This is a genomic window from Noviherbaspirillum autotrophicum (assembly GCF_000818395.1).
Lineage (GTDB): Bacteria > Pseudomonadota > Gammaproteobacteria > Burkholderiales > Burkholderiaceae_D > Noviherbaspirillum > Noviherbaspirillum autotrophicum.
The window spans coordinates 3,001,836-3,002,813 of sequence record NZ_JWJG01000028.1; the positions used below are offsets into that span (position 1 = coordinate 3,001,836).

General features: G+C 60.9%; 1 protein-coding gene. It reads left to right on the plus strand.

What is annotated here, in order from left to right:
- The coding region (locus TSA66_RS15100; RefSeq protein ID WP_040042634.1) for a DbpA RNA binding domain-containing protein at positions 1-978 on the plus strand (978 nt) is incomplete at both ends.

Sequence of the window (978 nt, forward strand, 5' to 3'; positions counted from 1 at the left end):
AGCGCTGCTGGAACTGCCCACCATTCAGGCCGTTAACAATGTGCGCGTTGCCAAATTCAAGGACCAGATCAGCAACACGCTGGCAGCCGGCGGTCTGGAAGAATTCCAGTCACTGATTGAAGACTATGAGCGTGAGAAGAATATTCCCGCGATCGAAATCGCCGCTGCGCTCGCAAAAATCGCGCGGGGAGACGAGCCGCTTCTGCTCGACAAGAACAGGCGCGAGCCGCAGACCGAGCGCGCCAGTTCCGACGACAAGCGTGGTTTCACGGAGCGGCTGGACTACACAGGGCGCGACGAACGCAGCAACCGATCCTCCGAACGGACAGACAGGCCGGAACGCCATGAACGTCGGGATGCGAGCGCGCGGCCCGCGTTCCCACACAAGGGACGCGTGGATCGCGCGCCTGAGGTCGGCATGCAGACCTTCCGCATCGAAGTCGGTCATGCACACGGCGTAAAGCCGGGCAATATTGTCGGCGCCATTGCGAACGAAGCGGGACTCGATTCGAAGTACATCGGCCGCATCGAGATCTACGACGACTACAGCACGCTGGATCTACCGGACAACATGCCGGACGATCTCGTGCACCATCTCAAAACAGTATGGGTCGCCGGCCGGCAGCTGCACATCAGCCGCGAGGGCGAACCGGCGATGGCGGGCAAGAGCGCAAGCAGGAAGGCACTATCGCCTGCGTCCGAAGACTCCGGCATGCGCGCCGATCGCACTTCGCGCAACGACCATCCTCAACGCCACGAAGAGACGGAAAGACCGGCAGCAGAAAAGAATGCGCGCCCTCGCCACGACCACGGCGGCATGCAGACGTATCGCATTGAGGTCGGCCATGTGCATGGCGTGAAGCCGGCGAATATCGTCGGCGCCATCGCCAACGAAGTAGGTCTCGACCCGAAATACATTGGCCGCATCGACATCCATGATGACTACAGTATGCTTGATCTGCCGGACGGTATGCCCAA